This window comes from Citreicella sp. C3M06, from assembly GCF_018860705.1.
GTDB lineage: Bacteria > Pseudomonadota > Alphaproteobacteria > Rhodobacterales > Rhodobacteraceae > Salipiger.
The window spans coordinates 12,582-38,552 of the sequence record NZ_JAHKQA010000080.1 but is presented as its reverse complement, the minus strand read 5'-3'; the positions used below and the strand labels follow the sequence as shown (position 1 = coordinate 38,552).

Below are 25,971 nucleotides of genomic sequence, written 5' to 3'. Positions count from 1 at the left end.
CTGGCCTTGCGAGGGTGATCTCGCGCCTGCGAACAGGTGGCACGTGTGGTCGATGGCATGTCGCCAGGGCGCGTTTCCGGCCGAAAGAGTCGGACAGGACGGCTCATGAACAGGGGGCCAGCTCTGCGCGAAATGCGCCGGTCAGACAAGGCGGGGCCCATGTCCAGTTTGCTTACCAACAGCGGCGCGTCGGTCGCGCTGCAAACACTCAAGTCGATCACCAGCGAAATCTCGACCGTTCAGGCCGAGCTATCGACCGGGCGCAAGGTATCGGGATCAGAGGACAATGCCGCCGTCTGGGCGATCGCAACGCGGATGGAAGCCGACGTGGCGGGCTATGCCAAGGTCTCGGCCAGCCTCGCGCTTGGCAGCGCAACCGTGGCGGTGGCGCGCTCCGCCGCCGAGACCATCACCGAGCTGCTGACCGACATCAAGGGCAAGGTCATCGCCGCACAGGAAGAAAATGTCGATCGCACCAAGATCCAGTCCAATATCGACGCGCTGCGCGAGCAGATCGGCGTGGTGGTCGAGATGGCCCAGTTCAACGGTCTGGATCTGCTGACCAACACCGATACCACCGTTGGATCGGGCCGCGAGGCCATTCTTGGCTTTCTGCAACGCGACTCCGCCGGGGTGCGCGAGGTCGATATCCATGTGGCGCGGCAGGATCTGGGCACCGGGGCCAGCGCGGTTTCCGCCACCGGGGGCACGTTTTCCAACGGCGTTGCCAGCGCCACCCTCAGCGCGACGAAGACCGCCACCATTGATGCCTCTGCCGTGAGCGTGGTGGCCGGACAGGCGTTCTCGCTCAATGTTTTCGGAACCGATGCCGATGGGTCCGGGTTTGCTCAGGCCGATCTGCGCACCAGCGCCGCCAACAGCCAGACCCAGAGCGAAATGGCGGCCTCGGAGATCACCTACGTGGCGCGCGACGGTGACACCGCCAGCGACGTGATGCGCGCGCTCGCCAGCCGCTTCACCGGCTATGCCACCAGCAAGGGCATCGAGCGCAATGTGCTGAGCATCACCGCCTCGGGCCGGTCGCTGAACCTGACCAGTTCTGTGACCAGCGCCGCCGATCAGATCGCCGTGTCACTGACCTCGCTCAGCGCCGATGCGGGCAACACCATCGGCGGCGGGCTGGAACTGCTCGCAGGCCTTGATGTGACAAGCGAGGCTGGCGCCGATCTTGCGCTCAGCAACCTCGACTCCCTGATTGAAGTGTCGATCTCGGCAGCCGCCGGGTTCGGTTCGGCGCAGAACCGCCTTGCCACGCAGAGCGCCTTCAACGACATGCTGGTCGACGCGATGAAGAGCGGCATCGGCACATTGGTCGATGCCAATCTCGAACAGGCCTCGGCCCGGCTTCAGGCCTTGCAGGTGCAGCAACAGCTTGCCGCGCAGGCGCTGGCGATCGCCAACAGCGCCCCGTCGAACATTCTGAGCCTGTTTCGCTGATCGCCCCTAAATCATCGGCCCGCAGGGAACCCTTCAGCGCTGACACAGGTTCCTCCCTGCGAACCCCTTTCGCCTAGCGCGCGATACATGCTAGGGAACGGACCAGAGACAGCCGGAGAACGACATGGACGGGCAATCCGATTCCGCTCAGGGCGAAAACCGGGGCGACTGGGGGCCTTTCGGCCGTCCGCTCTTCGATGACCCCAAGGCGCGCCGCCTCGCCCGCGTTGGCGTTGTCGACATCGGGTCGAATTCGGTTCGGCTCGTGGTGTTTGACGGCGCAGCCCGCAGCCCGGCGTATTTTTACAATGAAAAGGTGATGTGCGGCCTTGGCGCGGGGTTGACCGAAACCGGCCATCTCAACGTGCAGGGCAAAGAGCGCTGCCTCTCTGCCATGGCGCGGTTCAAGGCGCTCGCGATCGGGATGGGCCTGCCGCCCCTGACCGCCGTTGCCACCGCCGCCATGCGCGACGCCAGCGACGGCCCCGCCTTCCGCGCCCAGATCGAGCGCGAGACCGGCATCAAGATCTGGGTGATCGACGGCGAAGAAGAGGCGCGCCTGTCGGCACAGGGCGTTCTGCTTGGCTGGCCCGGCGCCAGCGGCATGGTCTGCGACATCGGCGGCTCGTCGATGGAACTGGCCGAACTGTCGGGCGGACAGGTCGGCAAGCGGCATACCTCGCCGCTGGGGCCGCTGCGCTTCAAGGATCTGGACGGCGGGCGCAAGGCGCGCGAGCGGCACGTGCAAAAGCACATCGCCGCCCTTGCCGAAAAGATGCAATGGAACGGCGAGCGGATCTATCTGGTCGGGGGGTCATGGCGGGCCATCGCCCGGCTGGACATGGAACGCCGCGCCTACCCACTGCACGTTCAGCACGAATACCGCATGACCTGCGAAGACGTGCTGGAAACGCTGAAATTCATCGAGAAAGCGGATCTCGAGGCGCTGCGGTCAACCTGTTCGATCTCGTCGGCGCGGATGAGCCTTGTGCCCTATGCCGCCGAAGTGCTGGCCGAGCTGATCTCGGCCTTCAAGCCCAAGGACATCGCGATTTCCTCCTATGGCATCCGCGAAGGGCTGCTGTACGAGCAGATGCCGCAAAGGCTGCGCGACCGCGATCCGCTGATCGAAGCCTGCCGCTTTTCCGAAGCCAAGGATGCGCGCCGCCCCGGCTTTGGCAAGACGCTGTACAATTTCGTGCTGCCGCTGTTTCAGGATGCAACGCCTATGCGGCTGCGGCTGGTCAAAGCCGCCTGCCTGCTGCACGATGTCAGCTGGCGCGACCATCCCGATTACCGCGCGCAGACCTGCTTTCACAACGTCACACAGGCGGAACTGAGCGGGCTGAACCATCCCGAACGGGTGTTCCTCGGCCTGGCGCTGCTGCATCGCTACAAGAACAAGCGCGACGGGCTGGATTTCGAACCGCTGTTCGCGCTGATCAGCGCCGAGGATCAGCGCCGGGCCGAGATTCTCGGCAAGGCCATGCGCTTTGGCGCGATGCTGTGGATGCCGCATGATGACGAACGCGCAGCCGCCGCGCTGGAATGGGATGCGGACTCGGGCCGCTTGCTGCTGAAGCTGACGCAGGACAGCGCCCCGCTGTTCGGCGAAGTGGCCGAAGCCCGGTTCAACGCGCTTGGCCGCGCATTCGGCGCGCAGGAGCTAAGCACAAAGATCGGCGCGTTATAGATCGATGCGGTTGCCGTCGAGCGGCGGCAGCCCCTTGCGCTCGCGCGGCTCCAGCGGGCGATCCTGCGGCATGGCAGGCATGTCGGGGATATCCGGCAACGCGGGCTGCGCCTGTTGCGGTGCGTCCTCCTCCGCGTCGGGTTTGCGGCGAATGAGAATGTCGCCGTTGGGCAAAGTCTCCGGGGCCTCATAGACCGACCAGTCCTCGACCTCGCCCATCAGATCGCGAAAGCCGGGGCCGATACTGCCCAGAAACTCTTCGATCGCCGGCCCGGCGCTTTCGGCGCGCTCGCGCAGGCCGCGCATCGCCGGGTCCAGCTCGTTGCGCAACCCGTCGAGAAACATCCGCGCGCCTTCGTCCATGAGCAAGCGGCCCTCGTCCTGCGCAAGCGCAGGAGAGGCGATCAGCGAGGCGACAAGCAAGGCAGAAAAACGTGTCATGCCCTGCAATATAGCACTGCCAGCCGGTTTGATAAGGGTCAGAGCGGCCCGGTTCGCCACAGCCGCACCTTGAGCGAGCCATGCGCCACATGCGGCCCCGGCGGCAGGAACGGCAGGCCCGTCGCCTTGGCAAGGCCCGGATCTGTGGTGATGATGCCGACGCGCCAGCCCCGAAAGCGCTCCATCAATGCCGCCCCGACATCGCGGTGCAGCCCGTGCAGAGGCCCCGGCTTGCCGATGCGCTCGCCGTAAGGCGGGTTGATCATCACCAGACCGGGCGGGCCGTCGGGCCGCTCGATCGCGGTGGCCGAGCGGCAGTCGAACCGCACCAGCTGCTCGACCCCGGCCCGCGCGGCGTTCTCGCCCGCCATGCGCACCGCGCCCTCGTCGCGATCCGAGCCGTAAAACCGCAACGCGATCGGGCGCGGCGCGGCATCGGCCTTCATCTGCGCCCAGGCTTGCGGGTCGAACGATGCCAGCCGTTCGAAATCGAACCGCCGCGCCCGGCCCGGCGCAAGGCCGCAGGCGATCTCGGCCGCCTCGATGGGAAAGGTGCCCGAGCCGCACATCGGGTCCAGAACAGGCTCGGTGCCGGTATAGCCGCATTCGCGCAGGAACAGCCCCGCAAGCGTCTCGCGCATTGGCGCCTTGCCAACCGCCACTTTGAACCCGCGCCGGTGCAACGGCCCGCCCGAGGTGTCGATGGAAAAGCTCACGAGGTTTTCCTCGATCCGGGCCAGCAGGCGCACACCATCATCGGCGATGGGCGCGCCCAGCTCTTCGGTGATGGCCCGCTCGACACGGCCCTTGACCGCGCCCTCGTGGTAAAGCTTCGAGCGATAGCAAGTCGCCTCGACCCGCACCGGCACGTCAGCGCGCAGGATCTCGCCCCAGCCAAAGCGTCGCGCCCGCTTGTCGAGCTGCGCCAGATGCACCGCCGGAAAACCGCCGATGCGCGCCAGCACCCGCGCCGCACCGCGCAGCAGCAGATTGGCCCGCCACACATCGCGCCAGCCGCCGTCAAAGGCCACCCCGCCCGCCATCGGCCGCAGCGGCCCAAAGCCCTGCCCCTTGGCCTCGCTTACCAGCGAAGCCTCCAGCCCTGGCGCACAGGCCAAGAAAATCTCGAATCTGTCATCCATCGCTCAGCCAATAACGCGTGCGCGCAGCTTTGCACAGATGCGGTGCGCGCGATGCGGATTGATGCCCCCTGCCTGCGCCCCCTATCTGACAGGCAACAGACACAAAGGAGACAGGCCCAATGAAAAGCATCGGCTTTCTGTCCTTCGGACATTGGTCGCCCACGCAGGGCTCGGCGGTCAAAAGCGCCTCTGACGTGCTGCTGCAAAGCATCGATCTGGCCGTGGCCGCCGAAGAGCTCGGCCTCAACGGGGCGTATTTCCGCGTGCATCACTTCGCGCGCCAACTCGCCTCGCCCTTCCCGCTGCTGGCGGCGGTGGGCGCGCGCACCAAATCCATCGAGATCGGCACCGGCGTCATCGACATGCGCTACGAAAACCCGTTCTACATGCTCGAAGACGCCGGCTCCGCCGATCTCATCTCCGGCGGGCGGCTGCAACTTGGCATCTCGCGCGGCTCGCCCGAACAGGTCATCGACGGCTGGCGGCATTTCGGCTACGCGCCAGAGCCAGGCGAAACCCACGCCGACATGGCCCGCCGCCACGCCGAGGTCTTCCTTGATCTGCTCGACGGCAAGGGCTTTGCCCAGCCAAACCCGCAGCCGATGTTCCCCAATCCGCCGGGCCTGCTGCGGCTTGAACCGGTTCCGGACGGGCTGCGCGAGCGGATCTGGTGGGGCGCGGCCTCGAACGCCACCGCCCGCTGGGCGGCGACGCTGGGCATGAACCTGCAAAGCTCGACCCTGAAGATCGACGAGACTGGCGAGCCGTTCCACGTTCAGCAAGCCAATCAGATCCGCGCCTACCGCGACGCATGGAAAGACGCAGGCCACACCCGTAGCCCGCGTGTCTCGGTCAGCCGGTCGATCTTCGCGCTGACCAACGACCAAGACCGCTATTACTTCGGGCGTGCCAAGGAAAGCGATCAGATCGGCGTCATCGACGAGACCCGCGCGATCTTCGGGCGCGGCTATGCCGACGAGCCAGACCGACTGATCGAGGCGCTCAAGGGGGACGAAGCCATCGCCGAAGCCGACACGCTGCTGCTGACCGTGCCCAACATGCTCGGCGTCGATTACAATGTGCATGTGATCGAATCGATCCTCAAACACGTCGCCCCGGCGCTCGGCTGGCGCTGACCCAGCCAACACCGGGCGCAGGCTACCCCCCTGCGTCCGCCCCGCGCCTTCATCTTGCCAGATAAACTCCGGGGGGAGTCGCCGCTCAGGCGACGGGGGCAGCGCCCCCACCACCGCGCCGCTGTGGCCAAGATCAGACACCTCGTTGCGCCAAAGGCACGCAGCCCCGCATTGCCCCCTTCCCCCCGCCCGCCTTCCGCGCCATAACGCCGCCATGCTCAAGACCCGCATCATCCCCTGTCTCGATGTCGCCGATGGCCGTGTGGTCAAGGGCGTCAACTTCGTCGATCTGCGCGATGCGGGCGATCCGGTCGATGCCGCCCGCGCCTATGATGCCGCCGGCGCCGACGAGATCACCTTTCTCGACATTCACGCGACGCATGAAAATCGCGGCACCATGTTCGACGTGGTGACGCGTACCGCCGAGCAATGCTTCATCCCGCTTACAGTGGGTGGCGGCGTGCGTACGGTGGCCGATGTCCGCGCCCTCCTGCTCGCGGGCGCGGACAAGGTCAGCTTCAACTCCGCCGCCGTGGCCAATCCCGATGTGGTGGCCGAAGCGGCGGATCACTTCGGCTCGCAATGCATCGTCGTTGCCATCGACGCCAAGACCGTCGCCCCCGGTCGCTGGGAAATCTTCACCCATGGCGGGCGCAAGCCCACCGGCATCGACGCGGTGGAATTCGCCCGGACGGTAGCGGCAAAAGGCGCCGGAGAGATCCTGCTCACCTCGATGGACCGCGATGGCACCAAGGCGGGTTTCAACCTGCCCCTGACCCGCACCATCGCCGATGCAGTCGACATCCCGGTCATCGCTTCAGGCGGCGTCGGCACGCTCGATCACCTTGTCGAGGGCGTCACCGAAGGCCATGCCTCGGCAGTGCTCGCGGCCTCGATCTTCCATTTCGGAACCTATACCATCGCCGAAGCCAAGGCCCACATGGCCAGCGCCGGTATCCCGGTAAGACAAGCATGACCCTCGAAGACCTCGAACAGATCGTCGCCCGCCGCAGCGAAGCCTCCCCGGATGAGAGCTGGACCGCCAAGCTGCTCGCCAAGGGCCCGGAAAAATGCGCCGAGAAGTTCGGCGAAGAGGCCATCGAAGCGATCATCGAAGCCGTCAAGGGCGACCGCGAAAAGCTCGCCTCAGAAACCGCCGACGTGCTGTTCCACCTTCTGGTGATGCTCAAGGCCCGCGATGTGCCGCTGTCAGACGTCATGACCGTGCTGGCTGCTCGCCAAGGCCAATCCGGCATCGCCGAGAAAGCCGCCCGCAAGGGCTAAGCGCAGCGGGACGGCGGGTGGGGCGCCTTTGCCGCAGGCAAACAGCGCCATCCCCGTCACAGCTTCGAAGAAATGACCCCGGTGTTGAACCCGGCCTTGCGCAGCTCACCATTCAGCCGCTGGTGCTCGATCTTGGGGCAGCGGTTCATCACCACGTCGACGCCCCGCGCCCGCGCCGCCTGCGCCGCCGCCGCGTTCTCGACCCCGATCTGCATCCACACCGTCTTCAGGCCCGGCAGATGCGCCAGCGCCGCATCGACAATCGGCGCAACCGTCTCGGAACGGCGGAAGATATCGATCATGTCGACCTCGGGCGGCAGATCCGAAATCGCCCCCCGCACCTCTTCGCCAAACAACATCGCCCCCGCATGGCCGGGGTTGACCCCGATCACCCGGTAGCCGCGCAACGACAGGTAACGCGCCACGTAATAGCTTGGGCGCACCGGGTTCAGCGATGCGCCCACAACCGCGATCACGCGGGTTCGATCAAGGATGGTTTTCAGGTCAGCATCGTTCATGCACCAATCTAGCGCATGAGCGCAGGGCCAAGACAAGCCCCTACATCAGCAGCAACACCAGCAGCTGCGGCGCAAAGATCCGCAACCCCATCACCAGCGGATAGACGCTGGCATAGGCGATGGCCGCCGCCGGTGCCGGGCTTTGCGCATTGGCAAAGGCCAGCGCGGGCGGATCGGTCATCGACCCGGCAAGCACCCCGCACAGCGACAGGTAGTTGAACCCGAACAGCGCCCGCGCCACCAGCCCGACGATCACCAGCGGAATCAGCGTGATGAGCGCGCCGTACAGGATCCACGACAGCCCGTCGCCGTTCAGCAGTGTATCCAGAAACCGGCTCCCGGCCTTGAGCCCCACCACCGCCAGAAACAGCACGATGCCGAATTCGCGCAGCGCATGGTTCGCCACCGGAGGCATCACCCATGTGAACGGCCCCCAGCTGCCAAGCTGCCCCAGCAGGATTGCCGCCACCAGCGGTCCGCCTGCCAGCCCCAGCTTCAGCGGCGCCGGCAATCCCGGCAGCGCCAGCGGGATCGAGCCCAGCAGCACCCCGAACATGATGCCGATGAACAGCCCCGGAAAATCCACCATCTCAAGCTTTGAGCTCTGGTCGCCCAGCACGCCGCGCACCGTCTCGATCGCGTCCTTGGCACCAACCACGGTCACGATATCGCCGAACTGCAGCGTGCTGTCCCCGCGCGGCGACAACTCGACCCCCGCCCGCATGATTCGGCTGATGGTCACGCCATAAGCCTCGTCGAGCGCCAGAGTCCGCAACCGGTGCGACGTGGCGTGCTTGTCGGTTACCACCATCCGGCCCCAGCGCAGATCGGTGCCCTTGGTCGACAGCGGCGTGTCCACCACCTCGCCCAAAATCATCTGCATGGCGTGGATCTTGTCCTGCGGCCCCACAAGATGCAGCACGTCGCCCATGTGCAGGATCGTATCGCGGCGCGGCACGATCAGCCCAGCCTCGGTCTTCATCCGCGACGCCACCAGCCCGTCATCGAACAGCCCCGGAACTTCGGCCAGCTTGTGGCCTTCGAAATTGGCGTTGTGAACCGCGACATTCATGGTCGGCAGGCTGGCGCTCGCCCCCTTGCGACGCTCCACATCAAAGCGAGCGGCCTCGGCCTTGATGTCGACCTTCAGCGCGAAGCGCACCAGCAGCATCGACAGCAGAATGCCCACGATTCCGAACGGATAGGCCACGGCATAGCCCAGCGGCGGCGCGGCGATATCTTCGGCGCTCGCGCCAGCGTCGCTCAGTGCCTGAACCGCCGCGCCAAGGCCGGGCGTGTTGGTCACCGCCCCCGACATCAGACCCACAAGCTGCGGCACCGGCACATCGAAAATGATCCCGATCGCCACCGTCACCAGCACCCCAAGGCAGACAATCGACGCCGCCGCGAGGTTGAACTGCAACCCCGCCTTGCGCAACGAGGCGAAAAAGCCCGGCCCCACCTGCACACCGATGGTAAAGACAAACAGGATCAGCCCAAATTCCCGGATGAACTCGAACATCTCGGCGCTGAAATGAATGCCCGCCCGTGCGCTCAGATCGCCGACCGCGATGCCTGCGAACAGCACGCCGCCGATGCCAAGCCCGATGCCGCGAAAGCTCAGCCGGCCAAACAGCAACCCGAGCACAGCGGCCAGCGACACCGCCATCATCGTCAGCGCCACCTCGCCCATGCGAGTAGTCAGGAAGTCTATGATAAAAGTCACGATTCCGGCCCCTTCCGTCCTTGCGGTTGCAGGCTCCTCCCGGTTTCGTGTTCCTACCTGCCCCGAGTCCTGTCAAGCGACGGAGCCCGCATCATGGGTAGAAAAGGCGGGACATTTGGCCGCAACCAAGACGCATCACTGCGGCGCCCGTTGCCGAGCGACTGACGAAACGATTGGTTTGAAAAGAAAAAGGCGCCCAAGTAAAACTTGGGCGCCAGTGCGGAACGAGGGACAGTGAAGGTTTCGCGAGAGTTCCAATCTCGCGTCCTGAGCCAGATATGGGCATGAATGTCACGATTGAAAGGCCAGTCGCGAAACCGTGACAAAAGGCTTTGACATTTCGCCCCTTGTCAGGGTCCGACCTATTCCGCCGCCAGTTTCGCGCCGCCCATCAACGACCAGAGCCGCATCGGCGTGAACGGCATGTCGACCTGCCGGATGCCCAGCGGCCACAGCGCATCCTGCACGGCATTCGACACCGCGGCGAGCGCGCCGACCGTACCAGCCTCTCCGCAGCCCTTCATGCCCATGGGGTTTCCGGTTGAGGGCACCGGTTCGACATCAAACCGAATGAACGGCATATCGTCCGCGCGCGGCAGAGCGTAATCCATGAAACTCGCCGACAACAGCTGGCCATCTTCGTCAAAGACGACATTCTCGCACAATGCCTGCCCAAGGCCCTGCGCAACCCCGCCGTGCACCTGACCTTCTGCCAACATTGGATTAATAAGATTACCAAAATCATCAACTACGGTGTATTTCACCACCTTGGCCACGCCGGTGTCACGTTCGATCTCGACTTCCGCGAAATGCGCGCCGTTGGGGTAGCTGCGGGCGGCGATCTTGTCGCGAACCTTCCAAGTCAGCAGATCTTCGCGGCCCTTGGCGCGGGCCATCTCGGCCAGATCCAGCAGGGTTGGCGTCAGGTTCGAGCCTTCGGCGCGGAAGCGTTCGTCATCAAAGCTGACCTGCTCGGCTGCCACCCCGGCTTCCTCGGCGAAAAAGGCGCTGAACCCTGCGATCATCTTCGACACCGCCGCCAGCGTCACATTGGCCTGCGTCGTGACCGAGCGCGAACCACCGGTGCCGCCGCCCGTCGGGATCAGGTCGCTATCGCCCTGAACAAACGCGATCTTTTCGAACGGAATACCGGTCTGATCCGACAGAAACTTGGCAATGACCGTCTCGTGGCCCTGCCCATTGGACTGGGTGCCGACATAGATCGTCGCGCGCCCCTCGGGGGTGAATTCAACCTTCACATCCTCGGACGGATCGCCAAGGATCGACTCGATGTAAAAGCACAGGCCAAGACCGCGCAGCTTGCCCTCTGCCTCGGATTTCGCCCGCCGCGCGGCAAAGCCCGCCACATCTGCATCGGCAATGGCATGATCCAGAACGCGCGGAAAATCTCCGACGTCATAGGTTTCACCTGTCGGCGTAAGGTACGGAAATTCCTTGATGAAGTTGATCTTGCGCAGCTCGATCGGATCAAGCCCCAGCTCGCGCGCCGCCCGGTCGATGACGCGTTCAAGCACATAGATTGCCTCGGGGCGGCCCGCGCCGCGATAGGCGTCGACCTGCGTGGTGTTGGTGTAAAAGCCTTCGACCCGCATGTAGGCGGTGGGAATATCGTAGGTTCCGGTCAGTACCTTCGAGAACAGCAATGTCTGGATCGGCTGCCCGAACCCGGAGTTATAGGCGCCAAGATTGCATGCAGTATGAATACGATAGCCAAGGATCTTGTGGTTCTGATCGAAGGCAAGCTCGGCCATGGTCACCAGATCGCGCCCGGCGTGATCCGACAGCATGCCTTCGGTGCGCTCCGAGATCCAGCGCACCGGCTTACCAAGCAGCCTCGCCGCCTGAGCAACCACGAAGTATTCGTTGTAAGACGCTGCTTTCATTCCGAAACCACCGCCAACGTCGGGGTTAGTGATGCGCACATTTTCTTCCGCCAGACCCAGCGCCTGCGCCATCTCGCCCTTGATGCCCCAGACGCCCTGACCGTTGAACGCGACATGCATCCGCGTCCCGTCCCATTCGGCGAAACAGCCGCGCCCTTCCATGGCGTTGACGATCACCCGGTTGTCGCCAACCTCAAGCCGAACCACCCGCGCCGCCGCCTCGAAGGCGGCATTGGTCGCAGCCTCATCGCCCATACCCCAGTCAAAGGCGCGGTTGTCCGGAGCCTCGGCGTGGATTGCCTCGCCGCCGGTATGCAGCCCCATGTGGGCCGGCAGTTCGTCGTATTCCAGCTCGATCAGCTCGGCCGCATCGCGCGCCTGATGCAGCGTTTCGGCGACGATCAGCGCCACCGGCTCGCCGACATGGCGCAGCTTGCCACGTGCCAGCAACGGGCGCTCGGGCTGCGCCCCCTTGCTGCCATCGCGGTTGTCGACCACGGCGCCCGGCATGTTGATCTGCATATCCGCCGCCAGCAGGTCATCCACCGTCAGCACCAGCGCCACGCCATCGGAGTCGCGCGCGGCGCTTACGTCCAGCGCGGTGATCGTTGCATGCGCGACCGGGGCACGCAGCAAGACCGCATGCAGAGCCCCCTCGGGCGCGATGTCGTCGATATAGCGGCCATGCCCGGTCAGGAACCGGATGTCTTCGCTACGTTTCATCGACTGGCTCTTGCCGAATTTTTCCATTGGGGATCCCTCGTCTGGCATGTCTGCTGGCCGGAGATTGGATCGCCCCCACCGCACTGTCCAGTCGAGCGCAGCGTTTTCTTCAGCCTCTGCGCATTGGCGCAAGTTCCTGCGCGCTCCGTAGCCGTTAAATCCGGTCCACAAGGCGCGCGAACAGGCGCCCATATCCTCGAACACGAAATACACGCCCGCGGCGAAGGTCTGCAGCAACAGCGCCGTGCCCGGCAGGTACCTCCGGGGCAAGGTTGCTATCACATAGCTCACAAGGCCCGGAAAGCCGCTCCGAAAGCGGTCGGCAATTCCCGGAAGTCGGTCGGCGGGGCAGCGCCCGGTCCACGGTACAGGCCCGGATCGAACGGTGGTCGATGCAGGGCACCATAACTGGCTTTATCATCCGGCGCGGCGCGATGCTGAAAGAGACTGTGCGTGCCATGGCGCTTGCCTGCATCGGGCCAAGCGCCCAAACCGAGGTTCTGGCCCGGCTATGCCAGTTGACCACGGGCGAAACCGTGCACGCCACCTCGGGGCGGCTCGACCTGATGTCGGTCCTGTGCCCCGGATCGACCGAAGCGCTTGATGCCAGTCGAGAACGTCTTGCCGAAACGCGCGGCTAGCCAGGTCGGAAAGACTGATCCATCTCACGACAAAACTTGACCGACGCCGCTGAGCGGCTGATGTCGCCTCGCCGCAAACAGACTGGCTCGCAACGCAAAACGGCGAAGGCCCGGGCCCCCGCCGCAATGACACCGCGCGCGATCCAGCTCAGCCGACGGCGCGCGCATCCGGTTTGAAGCTGATCCGCTCGGATGCGGTGAAGCGACCGCCACGGGTCTTCTCGATCTTGCCTTCACGCAGAAGCTGGCCGAACGAGCGCAGCCGGTCTTCACGGCTGGATTCGTGCTGCTCGACCTGCCGCACCTTGGTCATCAGCTGCGGGCGCGAGAACTGCTCGCGGCGTTCGACGAAGGACATGTAGGCCGCCGCCGCCTCGAGCAACTCGGGCAGCTCCCGCGCCCCGACACTTTCCGCATAGTCCGCAAAGCCTTCGTCGGTTGCAGCGGACTCTTCCTCGAAATCCGCGACACGCACCCGACGCGGCCTGGTCGGAACCCGCTCTGCATCGACCCGCTGTTCTGCCACCAGCTTGAGCGGTGCCGGGCGGGCGACCTCGACCGGGCGTTCGGTCTGCACCACCGGTGCATCGGGACGGCGCGGGCGAACAACATCGGCCAGATCTTCGCGGTAGGGTTCCGAAGCCTTTTCGGGATCTTTCTTGCGCCCGAGCTTGCGATCGGCACGGGTTGCCGCAACTGCCGCGCGCAGATGCGCGATGGCGCTGCGGCGGCGGTTGCCCTCTGGCTCGCGCAGTTGCGAATTGGTCTCATCGAGAATGCGCGAGGCGTCGTTGTCCTCGACGCTTGTCTCGGTCAGCATGACCCGGCCCGGACTGGACATCTTGATCGCCTTGCGAACCTCTTCCTGCGCCATGCGGGCAAGATGTGCCGTCACAGACAACGTACGGTCTTCTTCGGCCGACGCGGGCGTCTCTGCCTCGGGCGCATCGGTTTTGTCGTCAAGGCTGCGGTGCTGCGCGTCGTCGAACTCGTCGTCGTCATCCGCAAGCAGGTCGACAGGTTCCGCCTCCTGCGTCGGCGCAGGGCGCGGTACCGGGGCTTGGTCCTGCATCATTGTCGCGGCCTGATGCGGTTCGGGGGCGGCGGCGTCTTCATCATCCTCGTCGTCGAGATCGTTTTCCCAACCCTCGCCAAGCAGCCATTCATCATCGCCCCCGGGCGCTTCGGCCCGGCGCAGCGGCGCTGCGCTCGATGTCGGAACCGCGGCGATCTCATCGTCTTCTGCCTCGTCTTCGTCATCGGCCCATGCCTGCGCAAAACCCGCCTGCAGCTCGGCCCGCACCGCCTCGAGTTCGCGGGCAAGGTCGTCTTCGTCTTCGGCGCTGAGGCTGCTGATCGTATCCTCGGCAGAGGTCACTCCGCGGTCCGCCGCCGCGTCAAAGGTGCTGCGCTCGACCTTGACCACCCGCGCACGCGGGAGCTGCGCCGACGCGGCATCTTCGACGGGCGAGACCAGCGGCTGCGCTGCCATGGTGGCCTGAGCAGTCAGCGGCGCAGGCTCTGCATGGCTCGGCTCGCCAAGAAGGTCAGGCTCCGCGCGGTTGTCGCCGGTTTCGCCCGCATCAAACGCAGCGCCGTGAAGATCGGTTTGGTCGAAGGCGCTTTCGTCAGCGTCGAAGGCGTCCTCCTCGGCCAGATCTTCTTCGGCCAGCGCTTCGTCGTCGGCGACTGCGTTCTCTGGCTCGTCATGCAACAGGGTCGGATCCGGCGCCGCTTCGGGTTCGGCCACCGCGCCCTGAGCGACAACCGCGCGGATGCGCTGCAGCTTTGCGGTGATCGCATCGGGATCGCTCAACCCCGTCGGCGGCGCAACAGGGGCTTCCCCGGCGGACACGGACAGGATCTCAGGCATCTCGGGCGTCTCGGGCGTCGACATCGCCTCGGAACTCAGCAGCGATGCGATGCTGTCCTCGGCGGTCGGTGCGTCGCTGGCAGGCGCGACTTGCGCGTCCTGCTCGGCGAGGGCGGACAGCACTTCGGAGGTGACATCCTCGATGATCGGGGGCTCCTCTGCCACGTCCGGTTCGGGCATCGCTGCGGCATATGGCTCGGGCTCGGCAACCGGGCGCTGAAGCGCTGTGCCCATGGCATTGGCAGAGGCCTCGCCAGCGCCAAGCGTCAGTTGCCCCTCGCCATGGCGAGGCGCGAGTTGCGCCGACAGGATCTCGGACGCCATTTCGGGGTCGAACTGCGGCGGTTCGGCTCCGAAGAACCGATCATCCCGAACCACGCCGCGAAAGAACTGCGTTGTCTCCTTCACCACGCCAAGCGGGTCTTCGAACCCCTCTGCCGTACAGGAGAATGTGCCGTAGGAGACCGTCAGGATCTTGCTCGAACTCACCATATACTGCTCACTTTCCATCGCTGTGCAACAGTCTGTTTACCATCTGTGCTGGGACCAAAGCCGACCGAATTTCAGGCAACTATGGTATCATTTCATGGCGTCATTGTGGTCTGTTTCGCAAAAGGCCATTAATTCGACATGAATCACCCTGTCCTATGCTCTGAAAATCCTATTCTTCTGGTCGGCGGTGGGCAGTCTGCCCCCTCAGCGCTGGATTGCCTTGCATCGGAATGCGCGCTGCGAGTCGCGGCGGATGGCGGCGTCGACAGATTGCTGGCACGCGGCGTAATGCCGGACGCGGTGATCGGGGATCTTGATTCGATCTCGGATCAGGCGCGCGCCGCAGTGCCCGCGGAGCGCATTCACCATATCCCCGAACAGGATAGCACCGATTTCGACAAATGCCTGCGCAACATCGACGCGCCGCTGGTCTGGGGCATGGGGTTTCTGGGCGGTCGCATCGACCATGAGCTGGCCGCGCTGACGGTGCTGGCAGGGCGCGCCGACCGGCGCTGTATCCTGCTTGGGCCCGAAGACTGCATCGCCCTGCTGCCCCCCAGCCTGACGCTGGATCTGAAGGAAGGCGTGCGCCTGTCGCTTTATCCGCTTGGCGAGGCGCGCGGGCGCAGCACCGGGCTGCGCTGGCCCATCGACGGCATCACGATGTCACCGGGCACCCGCGTCGGCACCTCGAACGAGAGCTGCGCCGCGCGGGTGACGCTGGAGATGGACGCCCCGCTAATGCTGATCATTCTGCCGCTTGAATGGCGCCAGGCACTTGCGCAGGCGCTGCAAGACGCGCCCGGTGGCTGGCCCGCTCGCGCAGGAAGATGAACAGCCCCGCTGCCATGATCACCAGAATGCCGGTGCTGGCGAGCTGGTTGGGCAGCTCTCCGAAGAGCGCAAAGCCAAGCGCGGTGGCAAAGGGCAGCTCGAGATACTGCATCGGCGCCAGCGTCGCTCCGGGGGCAAAGCGCAGCGACCAGGTCATCAGAAGATGTGCCACCGTGCCGACAAACCCGATGCCGATCAGCAGGCTGAAGGTGCCTTCGGGAAAACCGACCCAGGACAGTTCCGGCGCGATTCCGGCCGGCATCAGCAGCAGCATCGGCCCCACCAGCACCACCGCCATCAGCCCCGACGTGGCCTGAAGCGAAATTGCGTCGATATCCCGCGCCATCCGCCGCGTCGCCACCATGAACAGCGAGAAATTCACCGCCACGCCCAGCGGCAGCAGTGCCGGCCAGCCAAAGGTCTGAAACGCGGGCTGCACCACCATCATCGTGCCGACAAACCCGACGGCGCAGGCCGCCAGACGCACCGGCCCCACCTCTTCATTCAGCAGCGCCTTGCCGAGGATCAGCATCAAAAACGGCATGACGAAGGCGATCGCCACCGCATCGGCCAGCGGCAGATAGCGCACCGCTGTCACCATCATGGCGATTCCACCGATATGCATCAGCGTGCGTAGCCCCGCGAGCAGGAACACATCGCGCGACATGTAGAGATTGCGCCCGGTCAACAGCATCAGCGGCACCAGCAGGATGACCTGCACCGCGAAGCGAAAGAACACCAGCTCTGCGATCGGAACAGAGTCGCCAAGAAGCTTTGCAATGGCATCCGCGAGCGGGGCGAGGATGCAGAACCCAAGCATCAGGGTCATGCCAAGAAGCGGATTGTCCTGTTTCATGCGCCGAAGCTAGCCAGCACCCGCAAAGCGGGCAATACGCCACCAGAGGCAAACACCGATAAACATGAGACAACTTTGCCGCGACATTGACGCGCCTTGGCGTCACCTGCGATGCTAGGGCGTCGCTATCTGGCACTGCGACATGGGCTGATGCAAAACTAGGGCGCGACCTGCGGGCGGCATCGTTACCGTCATTGACCCGCAATCGCCGGGTTGCGCCCCTGCCCCGCTTACACTAGACAGCCCGCCAAGACCGCAGGCTTCGGGACCATCCATGCAAAACGTCATCCTTATCGTCCATCTCATCCTCTCGCTGTCTCTGATCGGCGTGGTGCTGCTTCAGCGCTCCGAAGGGGGCGGGCTCGGCATGGGTGGCGGCGGCGGCGCCATGAGCCAGCGCGCCGCGGCGACCGCCATGGGCAAAGTGACCTGGATCCTTGCAGCAGCCTTCATCGTGACCTCGCTGACGCTGACCGTGCTTGCCGCGCAGGAAGCCTCTGGCATCTCGGTCATGGACCGGCTGACCGGCGGCGCGAGCACGCAAGAGCCCGCCGCAGACGGCACGCTTGACACTGACGCGCTTCTGCCGCCGCCCTCCGCGAGTGGCGCAGATGCCGACGCACCGCTGGTTCCGCGCGCCGACTAAGGCGCGCTACACCATCAATACAACAGCTTGAGGGCCGCGCGCCGCGCCGCAACAGTATCTTGCGGTCGTATGGACTTTGCGTTGCGAATCTCTTATACATGGACTCCCGTGATACTGCGGCCTAATCGGGCTGCGGGTGTTCATCCAATGCAGACATTCACGGGGTCGGCCTGACATGGCACGTTACATCTTCATCACCGGCGGCGTCGTTTCTTCGCTCGGCAAGGGTCTTGCATCCGCCGCGCTTGGCGCGCTGCTTCAGGCGCGTGGATATTCGGTGCGCCTGCGCAAGCTCGACCCTTATCTCAACGTCGATCCGGGCACGATGTCGCCCTTCGAGCATGGCGAGGTCTTCGTGACCGACGATGGCGCGGAAACCGACCTTGATCTTGGCCATTACGAACGCTTCACCGGCGTTTCGGCGCGCAAGACCGATTCCATCTCGTCGGGGCGGATCTATACCAACGTGCTCGAGAAAGAGCGGCGCGGCGATTACCTTGGCAAGACGATTCAGGTGATTCCGCACGTCACCAACGAGATCAAGGATTTCCTGTCGATCGGCGATGACGAGGTCGATTTCATGCTTTGCGAGATCGGCGGCACCGTCGGCGACATCGAGGGCCTGCCGTTTTTCGAGGCGATCCGCCAGTTCGCGCAGGATCGCCCGCGCGGCCAGTGCCTGTTCATGCACCTGACCCTGCTGCCCTTCATCAAGGCGTCGGGCGAGCTGAAGACCAAGCCGACGCAACATAGCGTCAAGGAACTGCGCAGCATCGGCCTTGCGCCCGATATCCTCGTGTGCCGCTCCGAAGGGCCGATCCCGCAGAAGGAACGCGAAAAGCTTGCGCTGTTCTGCAACGTGCGCCCCGATTGCGTGGTCGCCGCGCAGGATCTGAGCTCGATCTACGACGCGCCGCTGGCCTATCACCGCGAAGGGCTGGACCAGGCGGTGCTGGACGCGTTCCAGATCCACCCCGCCCCGCGACCCAATCTTGCCAAGTGGGAAGATGTCTCCGAGCGCATCCACAACCCCGAGGGCGAGGTTAACGTCGCCATCGTCGGCAAATACACCCAGCTCGAAGATGCCTATAAGTCGATCGCCGAGGCGCTGACCCATGGCGGCATGGCGAACCGGGTCAAGGTCAAGCTCAAATGGGTCGATGCCGAGCTGTTCGAACGCGAAGACCCCGCGCCCTATCTGGAAAAATACGATGCGATCCTCGTGCCCGGCGGCTTTGGCGAGCGCGGCACCGAGGGCAAGATCAAGGCGGCGCAATACGCGCGCGAACACAAGATCCCTTATCTGGGCATCTGCCTTGGCATGCAGATGGCGGTGATCGAGGCGGCGCGCAACGTCGCTGGCGTCGCCAAGGCCGGATCCGAGGAATTCGACCATGAAAAGGGCGAAAAGCGCTTCGAGCCGGTGGTTTACCATCTCAAGGAATGGGTACAGGGCAACCAGCGGGTCAACCGCTCGGTCGCTGATGACAAGGGCGGCACCATGCGCCTTGGCGCCTATGACGCGGTGCTGACCGAAGGATCGAAGGTGGCCTCGGTCTACGGACGCAAAACCATCGACGAGCGCCACCGTCACCGCTACGAGGTCGACATCAAGTACCGCAAGGCGCTTGAGGAATGCGGGCTGCGTTTCTCGGGCATGTCGCCCGACGGTCGCCTGCCCGAGATCGTGGAATGGCCCGATCATCCGTGGTTCATCGGCGTGCAGTTCCACCCCGAGCTGAAATCCAAGCCCTTTGCCCCGCACCCGCTGTTCCGCGATTTCGTGCGCGCGGCCAAAGAGGTGTCGCGGCTGGTCTGAGACCACCCCGCAGCGTAACGACGGCGCGGCCTTGCACAGAGGGCCGCGCCGTTTGCGTTTTGCGCGGCAGGATCTTTGCCCTAACCCGGCGCGGACTGGTCGGTGGTCTCGCCATCGGTTTCGAATGTGTCAGAGGGCGGGTTTTCTTCGGGCGTGATGTCCGGGCTGTTTTCTTCGGGGATGCTGCCCGGCTCTTCGTCCTCGGGCTGATCCCTAGGCACGATGCGATGGTCGTCGCCAAACCGCTCACGAGCATATTCGGCGTTCTGGCGCAGGACGCGGCTTTCCAGCCGGCGCAGATAGCGCATCAGCTCGGCAAAGGACGGCTCGTCGCGCTCGATATAATCGCGAGCATCGCGCATGGCCCGTTGCATCACCGGCACCGGCATGCGCGCCAGATCGTCGCGATACTGCCAGCGCGGCCCACCCAGCCAGACCGCCGCAAACATCACCATGGCGCGCCGCTCGGGCGTGCCCGAGGCGATCAGCCCGTCAAAGAACATGCGGTGCACATCCTGCCAGCGGGCCTCGTGATACATCAGCCCGCCTTCGTTTCCGATGCCACAATAGGCGTCGTGCAGGGCGCCAGCATTGGCATATTCCGGCGCTCTCGGTTCGCCGACGATCGACACGAAGATCGGCGGGATCGACGCCCCGTCGGTCAGCGTGCCCGAGGGCGCGACCCATGTGCGCCCCCGCGCATCGCGAAATTGCATCGGCGCGCTCATGCGGAAGAACTCGTAGGGACGGCTTGGCAGGGTGATTGGTGCGCCGCTCACCTTGACCGGGCTGCCCAGATAGGCGCAGTTGGCGCGTTGCGTGGCACAGGTGATTTGCGACAGCGCGTCCACATCATCGATCGCCTGCTGCGTCGGGGCACAGGCGCTTGCGGCGCAAAGCACAGCGGGTATCAGCCCAAAGAGCTGGAAACGTGTCATGGCAATATTCCGCAGGTTGAGAATGGGCGATTGAATACACCCATACTGCCGCCCAACCGCTTTGCCTTCAAGTCCCGGTTCCCGTCACCGATCAAGTCGGCTGACGCAGCGCATAGGATGGGACGCGCGCGGCCTATTGGAGCTGGGCCAGAAGCCCCTGCGCCGCCTCTTCGACCAGATCCAGCGCGGCGTCGAAATCGCGGGTGAAATAGGGGTCGGGCACCTCGGACTGGCCACTGTGCGGGGCAAAATCGATGAACAACCGCAATATGGCCCGCGCCCCTTGCGGCTGGATACGGCGCAGGTTCGACATATTGCTGGCGTCCATCGCGATCACCAGATCGAAGCTGTGAAAGTCCTGCGGCGACACCTGCCGCGCCCGCAACCCCGACAGATCGTAACCCCGCGCGGCGGCGGCGGCCTGCATCGGGCCATAGGGCGGCTCTCCGACATGCCAGTCCCCAGTACCGGCGCTGTCGATGGTCAGATCAAGGCCGCGCGCCTGTGCCAAGTGCCGCAACACCGCCTCGGCCGAGGGCGAGCGGCAGATATTGCCGAGACAGACGAAAAGGATACTCTGTGCCATGGCGGGCCTCCCTGAGTGTCAGCCTAACCTGTCGTCGCTACGGAGAAAAGCATGGCCGAAAAGATCGTGATCCTGACCGGGGCAGGCATTTCAGCGGAAAGCGGGCTGGGCACGTTTCGCGACGAAGGCGGGCTCTGGGCTCAGCACCGCATCGAAGACGTGGCCACGCCCGAAGGCTTTGCCAAGGACCCGGCGCTGGTGCACCGCTTTTACAACATGCGCCGCGCCGAGGCGGCCAAGGCGCAACCGAATGCGGCGCATCTGGCGCTGGCGCGGTTGCAGCGGGAGTTTTCCGGCGAGGTGGTCATCGTCACCCAGAACGTTGACGCGCTGCACGAGGCGGCGGGGGCAGAGGTGATCCATATGCACGGGGCGCTGGCCTCGGCGCTTTGCGCCGCCTGCGGGCATCGCTGGGGCGCGCCGCTGGTGATGGCTCCCGGTGAGCCTTGCCCCGCCTGCGGCGCTGGTGCCGGGCGGCCCGACATCGTCTGGTTCGGCGAGATGCCCTATTTCATGGAACAGATCGAAGATCACCTGCTGGGCTGCGATCTCTTTGCCGCCATCGGCACCTCGGGGCAGGTCTACCCGGCTGCGGGCTTTGTGCAACAGGCGCGCTACGCGGGTGCCCGGACAATCGAGATGAACCTGCGCGACAGCGACAGCAGCCATGCCTTCGAAGATCACCTAATCGGACCGGCCAGCAAGGTGGTGCCTAGCTGGGTCGAGACGCTGTTGTAAGGATGGCTGCCATCGGCCCCCGCGCCGTGGGATGCACAGCCATGGTAGGCCCGCATGACGGGCTGGGAACTGCCCACCGTTAGAAACGGGCTGCGCACATCACGTAATCCAAGCCCCGCGTCAGCCCCACAGTCTTTCGCGCCGCGCATCGTCCTCGCGCGCCTCTTGGCGCGCCGCGTCAAGCTGGGCGTCACCGCCCGCGCTGCGCTCGGCCCGCGCCGCCGCCACCAGCGAGCGGAACAGGCGTCGATGCGCCCGCCGGTAGACAAGATGTTCCGGGTGCCACTGCACCCCAAGCGCAAACGGGTCGGACATCCGCTCGATTGCCTGCACCATGCCGCCTTCGTCGCGGGCGGCCACGCGCAGCCCCTGCCCCAGAACATCCACCGCCTGCGAATGCAGCGCGTTGACGTAGATGCACGACGCCTTGGCCGAGCGCGATAGCAACGATTCGCCCTCGATCAGTACCCGTTTGCGCGGCAGCACGGTGCGCACATAACGGCTGCCCTGATAGACCTCGTAGGCATCCTGATGCAGCGTGCCGCCCAGCACCACGTTCAGCATCTGCGAGCCTCGGCAGATCCCGAGGATCGGCAGGCCACGATCAAACGCCCCGCGCAGCACCGATTGTTCCAGCGCGTCGCGCGCCGGGTCCAGCCGGACGCCAACGCGCAGCTCTCCGCCATATAAGGTGGGCGCAATATCGTCGCCGCCGCCGATGACCACGCCATCCACCGCGTCAAGATCGACGGTGCGATACCCGGCCTGCCAGCGCAGCGCCCGCCCGCCAGCAAGCCAGATCGCCAGCTTCATCAGTGGAAACACCCGCCAGCCGGATTTGCGCGACACGGTCACCCCGATCAGTGGCCGTGACGTCACAGGCCCGCCTCGCGCAGCATCCGTGCCACCGTTCCGGCCCAGTCATGGCGTAGAGAGGTCAGCGAGGCACGATGATCGCGCCAAGCCGCGCGCAACCGGCGCAGCAGGCTGGTGTCGGCGGCCACCTGTTCGACCAGCACCCAGCGGTTCCATTCGCGCGCCAGCGACCAGTCCGCTTCGTCGATGCGGCAATCCGGCAGGCGCCAGTGATAGGTCGGGCGCTTGCCGATCTGTTCCATGTCCATCGCTCGCGCCACGCGCGCCTCGTCGATCATGGTGAACAGCGGCAGCATGTCGAGCCCGTGATTGCGCGACGGCGACAGTTCGAGATAGGTCTCGATCAGCTCATGCATATGCTTGGGCGCGCGATGCGAGGCCAGCTTGTCGATCAGCGCCCTCGGGTACGGATCGACCCATGGCAGCAAGCGGCGCGACAGGTCGATCCCGGCCACCCGGCGGATGTGATCTTCGATCAACGCATAAGACGTGAGCACCGGCGCGATATCCCCAAATGTCAGCGACACCGCTTCGGGGTTGAAATGCACGCCAAAGCCCAGCAGAACGCCGCTGCTGGTCCCGGTTGCCCCCGCCTCGGCCAAGGCCAGCAAGGCACGGTCAAGATCGGCGATCTGCTCGACTTCGATCGGGGGGCTGACGATCTCGACCGGCACCACGGATCGCGCCGCGTCGCGCAGCTGGCGTGTCAGCATATTGTCATCGAGCTTGTTGAGCGGACGGCTGTCGAGATAGACCTCGAAATCGCCAAGCGCCGTGCCCTGCGCTTCCCAGCGGCCTCGGTGTTCCTGCCGTGGCGTGCCGCCCAGAACGTCGCACAGGATCTGCGCCACGCGATCCTCGTCGAGACCCGAAAATTCGACCTCGATCCCGACCTTGCGCCGGACGCCATCGGCGTTCAGCGGGCTTGGCAAGGCCTTCAGGGCCGGTGGTTCAGAAGTTCGGGACATCGGGCACCCGTGTCGGAGTGGTTTCGTCATGTTCAAACGCTTTGAGCTGGAAGCGCACGCGCACCACGAAAAGACCGTCTTCGTGCCCCTCCTCCAGCGCTCCGCCGATCTGGGTCGCGAAGGCATGGATCAAACGCGTCCCCAGCCCCGTCGGTTCCCCTGCAACCTTTTCGGGCTGGGGCGTGCCTTCGGGCGGCGTGGTATTGGCGATTTCCAGCACGGCACGACCGCTGCCGTCGCGGCTGAAACGCACCAGCACGCGGGCGTGATCTGCCCCCTGCTCCGGTGCGCCGTATTTCAGCGCATTGGTCAGCGCCTCGGCGGTCAGCAGCGACAGGGGCACCGCCTGATCCGGCACCGCCTCGATCTGTTGCAACTCGGTGTCGACACTCACCGGCGCGCCGTTGATCTCGGCCAGCTGCGTCATCTGCTCGACCAGATCCGCCAGCAGCGTGCCAGCATCGACATGGCCCAGATCCTCGGTCTGATAGAGATTGCGGTGGATCGTCGCCAGACTGCGGATGCGGTCCTGCAGACGCTGCAACACAAAGCGCGTCTCGGGCTCGCGCGAGCCGCGGATCTGCATGTTCATGATCGACGAGATGAGCTGAAGGTTGTTCTTGACCCGGTGGTGCACTTCCTTGAGCAGGATGGTCTTTTCCCGCAGGGCGTTTTCCTGCTGGGCCTCGTCGCGCAGGATCGCATCGGCCATGTCGAGGAAATCATCCTCCATGTCGGCCAGTTCCGATGGCATTTCGCGGCTGGCGCGGGTTTCGGGCACGCGGCGGGTGCGGGCGAAGATGCGCATTCGGCGCGAAAGCACCTTGATGTGCCGGATCACCAGCCGGTTCACCGCAAGGAAGGCCACGATCACCGATGCGCCCCACATCAGCAGCGGCAGCGCGCGGGCAAAGCCGCTGACGGAAATCGCCTGCGCCTCGTCGTTGTCCCGACTCCAGATACCGATAGCGCTGACCATGCCGGGCACCAGCGGCGCGGCGGCATAGACCCGCGTCGCGCCGTCCTGACTGCGCGCGGCAAAGCTCTGCGGTTTGGCGCCGATGAGGCTGGCAAGGTCGAGATCCGCCGGAAGCAGCCCTTCGACCTGATTGACCCCGCGGCGCGACGACAGGATGTGGCCCTTCGCATTGATGGTGACAATATCGACATAAGGGGGCGCGATGCCGTCCGCATCAGCGGCAAGCGGCAGCAAGGCCGACGGCACCGACAGCAGCACATGTCCGGCCAGTTCGCCTTCGACATAGAAAGGCTCTGCTACGACGATCACCGAGCGCTGGCTGATCGGCCCGTTCCGGTTCAGCCAGGCCGCAGCGCCGGGGTTTTCCAAAAGCTCTTGCAGGCGCGGAAAATCCGCCAGATCCAGCGCGCCGCCGGTCGAGGTGCAGGGAATGCGGCCATCCACGGTCATCAGGCCGGCAAAGGAATAGCCCGGCGAGGCGGAAAGATAGGATGCAAGCCGGCTTGAACAGGTTTCGACGTTATCCGCGCCATCCGGGCCGAACAGATCAAGCCCAAGCGTCGCGCCAAGCGCCTGAGCGCCGCCCTGCGCGCGCAGCACGGTTTCGCGCTCGTCCAGCGCCGCGGCCTCGGTCAGCGCCACCAGCGACAGCTGCGAGCGCAGCCGGGTTTCCTCCTGCAGCTTCGTCGTCTGAAACCAAGCGACAACCCCGATCGGCACAAGCGCAAGCGTCAGGAACAGGATCATCCGCGCTGCGAGGCCAAGCGGACGCATGCGCGGCACAGTATCGGTCATCTTCACCTGCCCGTAATTTTCTGCCGATCCCGGATGCTTCGGGCACGGTCGTCGTAATCCATATGTTGCGCCAAATCTTGCGGCGCTTTTGCTTTGCTCTGCTTCGGTACATACGAAGCAGGGGGCGGCTATCGTGCCGTCAGTCGTGATCCCGACACAACGGCCATGGTCGCCTGATCCGTCATCTCGAGCTTGTCGTGATCGTCAAGCTGGAGCAACTCTGCAAGTCGCGCACGGGCCCTGTTGACCCGGCTCTTGATGGTGCCCACCGCAACGCCGCAGGTCTCGGCGGCTTCTTCATACGAAAATCCCTGCGCGCCAACAAGGATAAGCGCTTCGCGCTGTTCATCGGTCAGTTTCACAAAGGCACGGCGGAAGTCGGCCAGTTGCAGACGCCCGTCATGTGCGGGCTTTTCCGACAGGCTCTCGGTAAAGATCCCCTCGGCGTCAGACACTTCGCGCCCCGCCTTGCGGCGGTTCGAATAATAGGTGTTGCGCAAGATGGTAAACAGCCAGGCGCGCATGTTGGTGCCGGGCTCGAAACTGGCAATCTTCGACCACGCCTTGACCAGCGTGTCCTGCACCATGTCATCTGCCACCGCGCCGTTGCGCGTCAACGACAGCGCAAAGGCGCGCAGGGCCGGAAGATGCTGTACGATCTCGTCACGGGGATCAGCACTCATTTGGCTGTGTCCTCGCTCGGCGCATCGTCCAGCGATTTCAACTGTGCAATCAGATCGAGGAAACGGTCAGGCACCTTCTCATCAAGCATGTCCTGGTAGACGCGCTTCAGGTTTTCGTCGATGACCTCGGATCCATTGTCTTTGCTCCGCTTATGACCCATTTCGTTCCTTGCTCTTTTTTCCGCTGCGATCTGGCACTATTTTGACCTCATGCGGGAACAA

The 25,971-nt window shown here is 64.8% G+C and carries 24 protein-coding genes; 10 read left to right on the top strand and 14 right to left on the bottom strand.

From position 1 onward, the window contains the following. The first annotated feature begins 159 nt into the window (after positions 1-159). Both KO516_RS19485 and KO516_RS19480 read left to right on the top strand, forming a co-directional pair. On the top strand, positions 160-1,458 hold the full coding sequence (locus tag KO516_RS19485) for a flagellin (protein WP_216005462.1): 1,299 nt from the start codon (positions 160-162) through the stop codon (positions 1,456-1,458). Positions 1,459-1,582: 124 nt separating this feature from the next. After that, a complete protein-coding gene (locus tag KO516_RS19480; RefSeq protein ID WP_216005461.1) occupies positions 1,583-3,151 on the top strand; it encodes a Ppx/GppA family phosphatase in 1,569 nt (522 codons plus the stop codon). Here the strand turns inward: KO516_RS19480 and KO516_RS19475 are convergent. Both KO516_RS19475 and KO516_RS19470 read right to left on the bottom strand, forming a co-directional pair. Further along, entirely contained in the window at positions 3,146-3,592 is a 447-nt protein-coding gene (locus KO516_RS19475) for a hypothetical protein (protein ID WP_216005460.1), read from the bottom strand. The two genes, KO516_RS19480 and KO516_RS19475, sit on opposite strands and share 6 nt — an antisense overlap. Positions 3,593-3,630: 38 nt before the next feature. Beyond that, positions 3,631-4,734 carry a class I SAM-dependent RNA methyltransferase gene (locus KO516_RS19470; protein ID WP_216005459.1) on the bottom strand — a complete coding sequence of 368 codons (1,104 nt, stop codon included), beginning with the start codon at positions 4,732-4,734 and terminating at the stop codon, positions 3,631-3,633. Positions 4,735-4,853: 119 nt separating this feature from the next. On the opposite strand from KO516_RS19470, the gene KO516_RS19465 reads away from it, so the two are divergent. The 3 genes from KO516_RS19465 to KO516_RS19455 all read left to right on the top strand — a co-directional run bounded on the left by KO516_RS19465 (position 4,854) and on the right by KO516_RS19455 (position 7,154). Continuing rightward, positions 4,854-5,870: an LLM class flavin-dependent oxidoreductase gene (locus KO516_RS19465; protein WP_216005458.1), complete on the top strand. Its 1,017-nt coding sequence runs from the start codon at positions 4,854-4,856 to the stop codon at positions 5,868-5,870. A 214-nt stretch (positions 5,871-6,084) separates the two neighbouring features. Further along, complete coding sequence (gene hisF / locus KO516_RS19460; protein WP_216005457.1) at positions 6,085-6,846, top strand: imidazole glycerol phosphate synthase subunit HisF; 762 nt, start codon at positions 6,085-6,087, stop codon at positions 6,844-6,846. Continuing rightward, entirely contained in the window at positions 6,843-7,154 is a 312-nt protein-coding gene (locus tag KO516_RS19455; RefSeq protein WP_216005456.1) for a phosphoribosyl-ATP diphosphatase, read from the top strand. The genes hisF and KO516_RS19455 overlap by 4 nt, the downstream gene beginning before the upstream one ends. Positions 7,155-7,210: 56 nt before the next feature. On the opposite strand, the gene KO516_RS19450 is transcribed toward KO516_RS19455, so the two are convergent. From KO516_RS19450 to KO516_RS19440, 3 genes are all read right to left on the bottom strand, one after another. After that, positions 7,211-7,672 (bottom strand): CoA-binding protein, encoded by a 462-nt coding sequence (locus KO516_RS19450; RefSeq protein WP_216005455.1) that lies wholly within the window; start codon positions 7,670-7,672, stop codon positions 7,211-7,213. Positions 7,673-7,712: 40 nt separating this feature from the next. Continuing rightward, positions 7,713-9,398, bottom strand: a complete 1,686-nt coding sequence (locus KO516_RS19445; protein ID WP_371742115.1) for a putative transporter — start codon at positions 9,396-9,398, stop codon at positions 7,713-7,715. 362 nt (positions 9,399-9,760) lie between these two features. After that, complete coding sequence (locus tag KO516_RS19440) at positions 9,761-12,052, bottom strand: xanthine dehydrogenase family protein molybdopterin-binding subunit (protein ID WP_216005454.1); 2,292 nt, start codon at positions 12,050-12,052, stop codon at positions 9,761-9,763. Between the two features lie 365 nt (positions 12,053-12,417). On the opposite strand from KO516_RS19440, the gene KO516_RS19435 reads away from it, so the two are divergent. Beyond that, on the top strand, positions 12,418-12,666 hold the full coding sequence (locus tag KO516_RS19435; RefSeq protein WP_216005453.1) for a hypothetical protein: 249 nt from the start codon (positions 12,418-12,420) through the stop codon (positions 12,664-12,666). A gap of 148 nt (positions 12,667-12,814) precedes the next feature. Here KO516_RS19435 and KO516_RS19430 read toward each other — a convergent pair whose 3' ends face one another. Next, a complete protein-coding gene (locus tag KO516_RS19430; RefSeq protein ID WP_216005452.1) occupies positions 12,815-15,031 on the bottom strand; it encodes a hypothetical protein in 2,217 nt (738 codons plus the stop codon). A gap of 138 nt (positions 15,032-15,169) precedes the next feature. Here KO516_RS19430 and KO516_RS19425 point away from each other — a divergent pair, with 138 nt between their 5' ends. Beyond that, positions 15,170-15,865, top strand: a complete 696-nt coding sequence (locus tag KO516_RS19425) for a thiamine diphosphokinase (protein WP_216005451.1) — start codon at positions 15,170-15,172, stop codon at positions 15,863-15,865. On the opposite strand, the gene KO516_RS19420 is transcribed toward KO516_RS19425, so the two are convergent. Next, positions 15,780-16,721 (bottom strand): DMT family transporter, encoded by a 942-nt coding sequence (locus KO516_RS19420; RefSeq protein WP_216005450.1) that lies wholly within the window; start codon positions 16,719-16,721, stop codon positions 15,780-15,782. The genes KO516_RS19425 and KO516_RS19420 overlap by 86 nt on opposite strands. A gap of 274 nt (positions 16,722-16,995) precedes the next feature. On the opposite strand from KO516_RS19420, the gene secG reads away from it, so the two are divergent. Next, a complete protein-coding gene (gene secG, locus KO516_RS19415; RefSeq protein ID WP_216005449.1) occupies positions 16,996-17,367 on the top strand; it encodes a preprotein translocase subunit SecG in 372 nt (123 codons plus the stop codon). A 175-nt stretch (positions 17,368-17,542) separates the two neighbouring features. Beyond that, positions 17,543-19,186 (top strand): CTP synthase, encoded by a 1,644-nt coding sequence (locus tag KO516_RS19410; protein ID WP_216005448.1) that lies wholly within the window; start codon positions 17,543-17,545, stop codon positions 19,184-19,186. An 80-nt stretch (positions 19,187-19,266) separates the two neighbouring features. Here KO516_RS19410 and KO516_RS19405 read toward each other — a convergent pair whose 3' ends face one another. Then, a complete protein-coding gene (locus KO516_RS19405) occupies positions 19,267-20,124 on the bottom strand; it encodes a DUF1353 domain-containing protein (protein WP_216005447.1) in 858 nt (285 codons plus the stop codon). A gap of 133 nt (positions 20,125-20,257) precedes the next feature. Continuing rightward, positions 20,258-20,710: a low molecular weight protein-tyrosine-phosphatase gene (locus KO516_RS19400; RefSeq protein ID WP_216005446.1), complete on the bottom strand. Its 453-nt coding sequence runs from the start codon at positions 20,708-20,710 to the stop codon at positions 20,258-20,260. A gap of 51 nt (positions 20,711-20,761) precedes the next feature. Between KO516_RS19400 and KO516_RS19395 the strand changes: the two genes are divergently transcribed. Next, entirely contained in the window at positions 20,762-21,448 is a 687-nt protein-coding gene (locus tag KO516_RS19395; protein ID WP_216005445.1) for an NAD-dependent deacylase, read from the top strand. Positions 21,449-21,568: 120 nt separating this feature from the next. Here the strand turns inward: KO516_RS19395 and KO516_RS19390 are convergent, their stop codons facing one another. The 5 genes from KO516_RS19390 to KO516_RS19370 all read right to left on the bottom strand — a co-directional run bounded on the left by KO516_RS19390 (position 21,569) and on the right by KO516_RS19370 (position 25,910). After that, the gene (locus tag KO516_RS19390) at positions 21,569-22,327 is read right to left on the bottom strand and encodes a gamma-glutamyl-gamma-aminobutyrate hydrolase family protein (RefSeq protein WP_371742114.1); all 759 of its coding nucleotides are present in this window, start codon (positions 22,325-22,327) and stop codon (positions 21,569-21,571) included. Next, a complete protein-coding gene (locus tag KO516_RS19385) occupies positions 22,324-23,292 on the bottom strand; it encodes an amidoligase family protein (RefSeq protein WP_216005444.1) in 969 nt (322 codons plus the stop codon). Before KO516_RS19385 ends, KO516_RS19390 begins: the two co-directional genes overlap by 4 nt. Further along, the gene (locus KO516_RS19380) at positions 23,276-25,066 is read right to left on the bottom strand and encodes a sensor histidine kinase (protein WP_216005443.1); all 1,791 of its coding nucleotides are present in this window, start codon (positions 25,064-25,066) and stop codon (positions 23,276-23,278) included. Before KO516_RS19380 ends, KO516_RS19385 begins: the two co-directional genes overlap by 17 nt. A gap of 128 nt (positions 25,067-25,194) precedes the next feature. Then, a complete protein-coding gene (locus tag KO516_RS19375) occupies positions 25,195-25,749 on the bottom strand; it encodes an RNA polymerase sigma factor (protein WP_216005442.1) in 555 nt (184 codons plus the stop codon). Further along, positions 25,746-25,910, bottom strand: coding sequence for a NepR family anti-sigma factor (locus tag KO516_RS19370; RefSeq protein WP_216005441.1), 165 nt, complete (start codon positions 25,908-25,910; stop codon positions 25,746-25,748). The genes KO516_RS19375 and KO516_RS19370 overlap by 4 nt, the downstream gene beginning before the upstream one ends. Positions 25,911-25,971 lie beyond the last annotated feature (61 nt).